Consider the following 8,370-nt stretch of genomic DNA (forward strand, 5'->3'; position numbering starts at 1 on the left):
CTTTTTGCGTCAACCCTGGATTTGCTTCGACAAATTGGCGAAATCCCTCCCAATCAGTAAGCTTAGCACTATGACCTTTTTGATCGTTCTGTTTCGGGCGATAATCACCAGTTTCTGACCACATTTTTAACCATCTTTGTATGGTTCTGATGCTCATACCAAATAACTCACTAACCTCAACTAGTTTTGCCCCCTTTAAGACTGCTGCGACTGCTTTTTGACGCAAATCATAACTATATGGTCTTGCCATCGCTTTTCTCCACAGCATCTATCCTATAATACGACGACCTTACCCTGCTTGACTATAAAGGCAAATGTCGCAAACTGGTTGGAAATGACTGTAAGGGTTAGGGGGAGTTAGAGAAACCCCGCACCAATTTCGCCACAAAAAACCCATCCATGTCGTGCCGTTGCGGCCAAAAGGTGACGGTGTGGGTGTGGGGGTCAAGGGCAGAATTGAGACCAGGAGGCAGTACGGGGGGCACCACCGCCCAACCCGGATGTTGCGCCAAAAAGGTTTGAATTTGCTGGAGGTTCTCCTGCGGGTTGAGGGTGCAGGTGGCATAGACCAAAATGCCCCCCGGTTTGACCCAATTGGCCGCTGCCTGGAGTAATTCCTGTTGGGTTTGCACCAAAGGCATGACATCCTGAGTTGCCCACCGCCAACGGGCTTCGGGATGACGGTGCAAGGTGCCCCAGCCACTACAGGGCACATCCAACAACACCCGGTCGGCCAACCCCTGCCAATCCCCAAAGGTACGGGCATCCCCCAGGCGGTAACGCACACAGGTCAGCCCCAACCGCTGGACATTCTCCTGCACCTGTGCCAGCCGTTGGGCACGCATGTCCGCCGCCCAGACCACCCCCTGGTCCCCCATCAATTCCGCAATGTGGGTGGTTTTGCCCCCAGGCGCGGCGCAGGCATCGATCACCGTCTCCCCCGGTTGCGGGTCAAGCATCAGGCTCACCCATTGCGCCGCCGCATCCTGCACCAGCCAGTGGCCTTCCCGGAACCCCGGCCAGTCGGTCACCCGCCCGCCAGCGGTCACCTTCACCCCTTGGGGCAAATGGGGAACCGGGGTTGCGGCGATGCCTGCCTGCTGCAATTGCGCCACCACGGTCGGCACATCCGTCCGCAGGGGATTCACCCGCAGATAGAACGCAGGGGCTTGGTTGAACCACCGACACAACTGTTCCGTTTCCGCTTCTCCCACCTGGGCCAGCCACGTTTCCACCAGCCGCACCGGGTAACTGTATTGCCGGGCCAGCCGCGCTGCCGGTTCTGCAGGCAACCACAAGGGAAATTGCCGGGGATGATGACCCGCCAAACGTAAATAATTTCGCAGTACGGCATTGACCAAACCCACCCAGCGACGCCCTACGGTTTGCCCCACCCATGCCACAGTCGTATCCACCGCAGCAAAATCGGGAATCTGTTGGCAAAAGTGCAACTGGTACAGCCCCACCTGCAACCACCACCGTACAGGGCGAGGCGGCGACCGGGGCACCAACTGGTCAATGACTGCATCCAAAAAACCCCGCTGGCGGGTCACCCCACAGACCAATTCCGTCAACAACCGCCGGTCGGGCAACGCCAGGTCATCCGTTAAATACTTCGTCAAGACCTGATCCGTAAATTGTCCTGCGGCAATATCCCCTAGGGCTTGCCAAGCGAGATAGCGGGGGTCAGCGGGAACAGACCGGGCGGACGACTTCCGCATAGAGAGCTTCCAGCAGGTCCAAATTGCGGCTAAGGGTGTAGCGCTCCAGCACCCGTTGACGGGCTTTCGTTCCCAAAATCCGGCGAAATTCCGGCTGTTCGGCCAGCATCGGCAAAAGCGTGCGCAGTTGGGTCGCCACCCCCTGCGCCGACAGGACAATTCCTGCGCCCTTTTCTAGAACTTCTCCGTCGGCCCCCGCATCCGTTGCCACGCAAGCCAACCCGCAGGCCATCGCCTCCAACAGGGACAGAGATAAGCCCTCCACCAGCGAGGGCAGGACAAACACATCCGCCCCCTGCAACAGGCGAATCCGCTCCTGTTCCTGCGCCACAAACCCCAGCCACAGCACCCCCTGCTCCGGGCCGTAATGGGTCATCAAATTCGGCGCCAACGGCCCATTCCCCACCATCAACAACTTGGCCCGACTGCCCATGTCCGCCCGCTTCCAGGCCTGCAGCAGCGCTTCCACATTTTTTTCCAAAGCAATCCGCCCCTGGTAAATAAACAGGCAATCCGTCTGCAATTCCTGCTTGAGTGTACTCCAGCCAGGCCTATAACGCTCCGTATCCACCCCGTTGGGGATGATGCACAGCCGCTCCACAGGCACCCCCAAGCGCACCAGCAAATCCTGCTGCAAACGGGAAAACACAATCACCCGGTCGTAGTTGCTCAGGCAAGGAGCGTAGAGTTGATAGGTCAAAAACTGGGTGCTGGAGGCGAAATTCAAGCCGCGGGCGGCAAAAGGCGGATGAAACGTCGCCACCAACGGCACCCCCAACTCCCCGCAGATTTCCGGCAGGCTGAAATCCAACGGCGACAGGGTTAAGGAAGCATGGACCACATCCGGGCGCAGGTTCCGCAAGGTGCGCAACAGCGTCTGGCTGGCTCCGGGGCTAGGTAGGGTGTAAATTTGCGACTTGTACAGACAGGGCAGGGAAAATTCCTGGGGCGAAGACACATCCGCATCTTTTTCCAACTGGGCGGCAAAGTGCAAAAAACTCACCTGATAACCCCGATCTCGCAAGGCATTGGTCACTTCCCGACTGTAGGTGACATTCCCACAAAAAGGGGATTTTTTCCCTAACCAGGCAATGTGCATCCCCTCACCCCACAACCCATTCAAAAAAGCAAAAGAACAAGACTGTTTTTTATTTTAGAACTCTAGCTGGAAGTCGGCCATCACATTGACAATGGTTTCCGGTTTCCCCAATTTGTAATACCCGCCGTTGACGGTGGCAATGCGTTGCAAGGCTTCGGGGTTAAATTCTCCTTCCTCGCCGTACCCAATCGTAAAAAAGCTGATGCGTTCATCCGTATTCAGGCCACTTTGCCGCAGTTTTTGTTCCAGTTGCGCTAGGGTGATCTGGGAACTGGTGTCTTCCCCATCGGTGAGCACCACGACTGCATTGATGGCGCCGGGGCGGAGATGCTGGCGTAACCAGGTCTGTGCGGCCAAGATAGCGTCGTAGAGGGCAGTTTTACCCTGCGCCTGCAGATGGTTCACAAACGCCAAGCCCCGTTGTTTCCCGGCGGCATCCCCGCGAATCAGGATGGGCGCATCCACCTGGGAACTAAACCGGATGAGGGCCGGTTCGTCCTTGGGGTTGAGGTTGTTGATGTAGGTGTAAAGAGACTACCGCAGGGCAGCCAGCCCTTTGCCCCGCATGGAACCGGAATCGTCCACCACCACCCGCGAGGGTTTTTTGGCCACCTCTTCCCAAGCGCGCAACATGGCAGCCACCACTTCCGGGTTAGGCGGGCGCAGCGAGTTGTAGGTGGGTTGGGGCTGTACCCCATTGGCGGGGGTAAATTGGCTCCCCAAGGAGATGCCGGGGACCCCTGGACGCAACCCCAAACGGGCGGCCAGTTCCTGGATGGGTGGGGAGCGCAAAAAGGCAATGACCTGCTGGGCGGCTTCCTGTTCTTGGGGGCTGACCCAGGGGGCATTGGGCAGAATCGCCCGCATATTCGAGGTGAAGGTGGCCTTGGGATAAATCGCCACATAGCAGGTCTGGCCGGGGGTCGCCTTTTGGTTGGCCTCAATCACCGCCGATTCATAGACCGAGCCGATGGATGCCCAAAAGGGGCCGTACTTGACCATATCCCGCGCCAAACTGCCGGTGGAAATGCCATAGCGGGTCACCTTGGCCTGAATGTTTTGCACCTAGGGCAGATAGGTTTGCACATCCTCGACCGTGAGTTGCTCTGGGGGTTTGCCAGAAACTTCCGCAAATTGGGTCACGAGGGTTTGCAAGCCGGAATTGGAGCGGGTGGGGACAGTTTGGACGAAAAAAATTTTTAACGGGGGGCTTTGGGGTCAATGTCTTGAAAGGTGGTCGCAGGCAGAATTTTGCGATAAACAGAATTCACATTCTGCAAACTTGCTGCCACTTCACTGGGCACCATAAACACCATGGGACTGAAGGTAATTAGGGGCGTTTCGGTGATGGGAGGGATATAATTTTTACTGGAAAATAGCTGTTCGATGCGGTAAATCAACTGGCTATGGTAAATATCCCCATCCAAAGAAATTAAGGTGGGAAATTGTGGGTCACTTTCTTTAATTTGTCCCTGTTGCCACTGCCGAGCAAGATTCACCACTTGCGTAACCACATCCCCGGTCCCTAGGGTGGTGCAACGGATGCGAAAACGGGTGCCATCGGCCAATTTCGGGTTTTGCTGGTTGAATTGGGGCACAGCTTGCTCACAAAGTTCCTTCAGGGCGCTGCCGAATAACAACTCGATTTCTAAGCTGGGCGTTGGGGTGGTGCCATTGCCCAGAAAACCACACCCACCTGCCAGCAATGCCAGCCCCAAACGCCACCCCCGCCAGTGACGTGTGACCGTTATGTGCCCCGACGCTCCCCTGCGTACTATATATCTATATCTCAGTACCATGCGCTATCAAATTCACCACCACCTTACCTACACCTATCCAGAACCGGTGCAGTTGTCGCCCCAAATTCTGCGCCTGCACCCCCGCTGTGACAGTACCCAAACCATACAGGCGTGGCAGTTGACCCTGGACCCGCCGCCTTTGCGTCGTTATCACAATATCGCCCTCGATGGCAGTACCGAGGTGCAGGTAGTGTACAACCAAGCAATCAGCCACTGGCACATTCACATGGAAACAGAAGTCATCACCCACCGGGACAATCCCTTTGACTTTTTGCTAGAGCCTTGGGCGGTGACCTTGCCGGTGGACTACCCCCAGGCGTTGGCGCAGGAATTGCGTCCTTATTGGGAAGCTCCCCCCGACCCCGTAGCCACGACCCTGGCCCAGGAATTAGTGGTGGCAACCGAGGGGCAGGTCTTGGCCTTTTTGCAGGAATTGAATCAAACCCTGTACCGCGAATGTACTCATTTTATCCGTCCGGCGGGTGCGCCTTGGCCTGCGGGGATGACCTGGCAACGGCGGCGGGGAGCCTGTCGGGATTTGACGGTTTTATTCATGGCGGCTTGCCGGGCGGTGGGGTTGGCAGCGCGGTTTGTCAGCGGTTATCACGAGGGTGACCCGGATTGGCAGCACCGGCATTTGCATGCTTGGGCAGAAGTGTATCTGCCGGGGGGCGGTTGGCGGGGGTACGACCCAACTCACGGTTTGGCGGTACATGACCGGTATGTGGCTTTGACGGCGCGTCCCCGTCCCCAGGACACATTGCCCGTTACAGGCGCTATCCTCACGCCGGGGGTGACCGGTCATCTGACGTATGAGATCACAATTCAGCCCTGGGATGACCACAAATCAAACGGATCACATTGCCATTGCCTTGGGCAGTAACCTAGGCGATTCCTGTCTCATTCTGTCCCAAGCCCTTGTGCATCTCACCCAGGTTTACGGGGTGCAAATCAGGGCTTGTTCCCATTGGTATCGCACCCCTGCTTTGGGGCCACCCCAACCAGATTTCCTCAATGGCTGCGCCCTCTTGGAGATGACCCATCCCCCAGCGGATTTGTTGCGGATTTTGTTGGCAACCGAACAGCACTTTGGCCGCGTTCGCACCGGCAAATGGCAACCCCGTACCCTGGACTTAGACATTATTTTTTACGGGCATCAGGTCATCAACACCCCCGCATTAACCATCCCGCATCCAGAGTATCACCGGCGGGGATTCGTCTTGGTGCCTTTGGCAGAAATTGCCCCGGATTGGCAAGACCCACGTACAGGCATCACCGTTGCTACTTTGGCACAACACATAGATAGATCACCGATAGTTAAAATTACCAATCATTGCAGGGCACACATCGGGTTAGCTTGGTAGCGTCGTACGACGGGGTGGAAAAGCCCCAGAGCAACTGGAGTCGCCTGCCAATGCTTGTTGGTGACGAAACAATCACCTACCCCGGTAAACGACCCGGACGGTGCGCGCGTAAGTAAGCGGAACCTGGCGACGTGGTGGCAAGGAACCGTCTCGGGGTGTCTTGACCACGCATCCGTTTGGGGACTGCGTAAGCATCCCCCTGTCAAAGGGCAGCAAAAAACCCTCTACCATCCCTGGCAGAGGGCAAAAAACTGGAGGTTCAAACCGCAAAGTTTAACGCTGACCGCCTGTTGCGTCCAACAGGGGCAGATTTTGGCTCACGGGTTGGGCCGGCACCGCACTGCGGGGGCCAGAACCGGTTGGCACAGGTGTGTAGTTGAAGGTGGCCGCATCCGTTTCGTTGATAATTTGCGGCGTAATCACCACGATCACTTCATTGCGCTGGTTGGTTTTATTGGTGGCTCGGAATAACGTACCCAGCAGGGGAATATCCCCCAAAATCGGCACTTTGGACGCCTGCACCCGGTCGCTGTCCTGGATCACACCACTCAGCACCAGGGGTTGCCCATCCCGCAGCCGCACCCGCCCCGTCGTCACCCGCCGCCGGGACAAAAGCGTAATTGTATTGACAGCTCCAGGACTCCCGCCGACCCCAGGGGTACTTAAGGTAAAGGAGCCGGAGGGGGCACTCAAATCCGGATTGGCCGACAGGGTGATAAAGCCGTTGTCGTCAATCCGCTCCAGATTGACCGAAAGCAACAAACCCGCTGGTTCGCGGGTGACCGTAATGCTGGGCGCTTGCCCTTCCCCTGTGGGAGGAGTGACAGTAATGTTGGTTACGACATCGGCTGTCAACTGTACCGTCGCCACCTCCCCCTCCTGGATCAGCAGCGTGGGGTCGCTCAGGATTTTGGCATTGTTTTGGGCAATTTGGGCCTGCAGGGCGGCAAAAAAGCTTTGGCTAAACGGCTGGGGTTGGGAAGGCGTCCCAATACCGGGTGGAAATCCCCCCGGAAGCAAACTCCCAACCCCCGTCAGGGGACTAGCACCGAAATTAATCACCGCCGCCCCATTGTCAACCCGGAAGAAGGTGTCGTTGAGACCAAAAGAAAAACTAAACCCCTGGGCTTGGGTGTTGTTCAACGTCACATCGATCACCTTCACATTCACCATCGCCTGCCGTTTCCGCACATCCAACTGCGCGGCGGTGGCACTGGCAATTTCCACCAAACGCGCTGGCCCAGTCAGCGTAATCGCATTGGTACGGGTATCCACGACCGCCCGCAACCCCCGCAAAACCGCATTGGAAACCCCCTCTGGTGCCACAATCTGCTCCACCCGCACCTGCTCGCGGGGAAAACTCTGCACCACCGGCGGCGAACCGGGAGAAGCCACCACTTGGTTGGTCACCAAGACCGTTTCCACCACCGTCCGATAGACCTCGGCCCCCTGGGAAGCCAAATGCCCCGCCAAACCCGCCGCTTGCGCCTGGTTGATCCTAAGGGTGCGACTGATCACATTGTCCGCTTCCGCAGGCAAATTCCGCCCCACAAACAGCGTGTTCCCCACCTTATTGGCGCGCAAACGGGCTACCCGCAGAACGTAATTCAACACATTCTGGGCCGTTTCATTCTCAATGTCCAACGAAACCGTCGTTTGCCCGACTTCCTGCTCTTCTACCACCTCACCTTTGGCCTGCAACCGGAACCCGCCGGTAATTTCTTGCAATTCCGTAGCCCGCACCGTCGTTTTCTGGGTATCCGGCACATAGACCAGGTTCACCCCCGCCGCCCGGGCGATCAAACTCAAGACTTCCCGCACCGGTGCATCCCGCAACACCAACCGGGGAATCCGCGTCGCTCCCTTTGGCCCCAGGTCAATGATTTCTGCCCCCACATTCACCTGGCTAACGGCAATATCCCCCACCGGCGGCGCCACCGCTCGGGGCAAAACCGGCGGCACAGGATTTGGCCCCTGGGGTAAATTGGGGGGGATGGTAGTCGGCGAACCCGTCCCTGGCCGCGGCGCAGCGTCCGTCGCTTCCGCCTGCACAACCGTAGTAGGATTCACCTGGGCCTTGGGTTGGGCTTGCGCCACCCGCTGCGGTTCAATCACAAAACTCACCTGGTCATCCCGCCGCTGCCCAATGCGACCGGCCAGTTGCCTCCCGCTCCCGGTTACCGTCACCCGGACACCGCCTTCAGCCAAAGGAGCCACCTGCACCGCCGCAATCCCGGCAATGGGACGTTCCTGCTGAAAACTCCCCTGCGGCAAGTGCAGTTGGGCATTGGGAATTTCCGCCACCCACTGATTCCCCTGCCGACTCCCCAAAACCTGGATTTGCTTACCGCCTTGGGTTTTCAGGACAATGGCCAAACCACTCCCCA

At 57.7% G+C, this 8,370-nt stretch carries 9 protein-coding genes; 2 read left to right on the top strand and 7 right to left on the bottom strand.

Annotation, left to right across the window (positions count from 1 at the left end; genetic code table 11):
* The 6 genes from ACWISF_RS00190 to ACWISF_RS00215 all read right to left on the bottom strand — a co-directional run.
* The coding region (locus ACWISF_RS00190; protein ID WP_448379581.1) for a helix-turn-helix domain-containing protein at window positions 1-268 on the bottom strand (268 nt) is incomplete at its 3' end.
* 79 nt (window positions 269-347) lie between these two features.
* Window positions 348-1,721, bottom strand: a complete 1,374-nt coding sequence (rsmB, locus tag ACWISF_RS00195; protein WP_448379582.1) for a 16S rRNA (cytosine(967)-C(5))-methyltransferase RsmB — start codon at window positions 1,719-1,721, stop codon at window positions 348-350.
* Window positions 1,687-2,820 carry a glycosyltransferase family 4 protein gene (locus ACWISF_RS00200; protein WP_448379583.1) on the bottom strand — a complete coding sequence of 378 codons (1,134 nt, stop codon included), beginning with the start codon at window positions 2,818-2,820 and terminating at the stop codon, window positions 1,687-1,689. Before ACWISF_RS00200 ends, rsmB begins: the two co-directional genes overlap by 35 nt.
* Window positions 2,821-2,874: 54 nt before the next feature.
* A complete protein-coding gene (locus ACWISF_RS00205; protein WP_448379584.1) occupies window positions 2,875-3,285 on the bottom strand; it encodes a VWA domain-containing protein in 411 nt (136 codons plus the stop codon).
* Between the two features lie 69 nt (window positions 3,286-3,354).
* Window positions 3,355-3,885 (bottom strand): extracellular solute-binding protein, encoded by a 531-nt coding sequence (locus ACWISF_RS00210; RefSeq protein WP_448379585.1) that lies wholly within the window; start codon window positions 3,883-3,885, stop codon window positions 3,355-3,357.
* Between the two features lie 134 nt (window positions 3,886-4,019).
* Window positions 4,020-4,538, bottom strand: coding sequence for a hypothetical protein (locus ACWISF_RS00215; protein WP_448379586.1), 519 nt, complete (start codon window positions 4,536-4,538; stop codon window positions 4,020-4,022).
* A 31-nt stretch (window positions 4,539-4,569) separates the two neighbouring features.
* Between ACWISF_RS00215 and ACWISF_RS00220 the strand changes: the two genes are divergently transcribed.
* Both ACWISF_RS00220 and folK read left to right on the top strand, forming a co-directional pair.
* A complete protein-coding gene (locus ACWISF_RS00220) occupies window positions 4,570-5,502 on the top strand; it encodes a transglutaminase family protein (protein ID WP_448379587.1) in 933 nt (310 codons plus the stop codon).
* Window positions 5,456-5,983 (top strand): 2-amino-4-hydroxy-6-hydroxymethyldihydropteridine diphosphokinase, encoded by a 528-nt coding sequence (gene folK, locus ACWISF_RS00225; RefSeq protein ID WP_448379588.1) that lies wholly within the window; start codon window positions 5,456-5,458, stop codon window positions 5,981-5,983. The genes ACWISF_RS00220 and folK overlap by 47 nt, the downstream gene beginning before the upstream one ends.
* Window positions 5,984-6,256: 273 nt before the next feature.
* Here folK and ACWISF_RS00230 read toward each other — a convergent pair.
* On the bottom strand, window positions 6,257-8,370 hold a 2,114-nt coding region (locus ACWISF_RS00230; RefSeq protein ID WP_448379589.1), incomplete at its 5' end, for an AMIN domain-containing protein.

This window comes from Gloeomargarita sp. (genome assembly GCF_053491055.1).

What these genes read in the sequence shown, in the direction of transcription:
- ACWISF_RS00200 (WP_448379583.1), bottom strand. Translation starts at nt 2,820, where the DNA reads ATGCACATTGCCTGGTTAGGGAAAAAATCCCCTTTTTGTGGGAATGTC.
- folK (WP_448379588.1), top strand. Translation starts at nt 5,456, where the DNA reads ATGACCACAAATCAAACGGATCACATTGCCATTGCCTTGGGCAGTAAC.
- rsmB (WP_448379582.1), bottom strand. Translation starts at nt 1,721, where the DNA reads ATGCGGAAGTCGTCCGCCCGGTCTGTTCCCGCTGACCCCCGCTATCTC.
- ACWISF_RS00220 (WP_448379587.1), top strand. Translation starts at nt 4,570, where the DNA reads ATGTGCCCCGACGCTCCCCTGCGTACTATATATCTATATCTCAGTACC.